The organism is Escherichia sp. AM3 (assembly GCF_032029835.1).
Classification (GTDB): Bacteria; Pseudomonadota; Gammaproteobacteria; order Enterobacterales; family Enterobacteriaceae; genus Escherichia; species Escherichia coli.
In genome coordinates, this window is sequence record NZ_JAVUPQ010001102.1 from 1 (window position 1) to 258 (window position 258).

Below are 258 nucleotides of genomic sequence, written 5' to 3' on the forward strand. Positions count from 1 at the left end.
GCGTGGGCGTGCGGATACCGGCTTTGGCGTCATGACCGAAGACGAGCTGAAAGTGGCCGTTGCTGCCGCGCGCAAACGCGGTGAAAAAGTGGTGATGACCAACGGCGTGTTCGACATCCTGCATGCGGGTCATGTCTCGTATCTGGCGAATGCGCGTAAGCTGGGCGATCGCCTGATTGTGGCGGTCAACAGCGATGCCTCAACCAAACGTCTGAAGGGTGAAACGCGTCCGGTGAACCCGCTGGAGCAGCGCATGAT

Annotated in this window: 1 protein-coding gene; it reads left to right on the top strand. The window is 60.1% G+C overall.

The window, feature by feature from the left end; all coding sequences use genetic code 11:
- Window positions 1-258 (top strand): adenylyltransferase/cytidyltransferase family protein (locus RTW80_RS29885; RefSeq protein ID WP_312721780.1); only part of this gene is annotated, 258 nt, incomplete at both ends.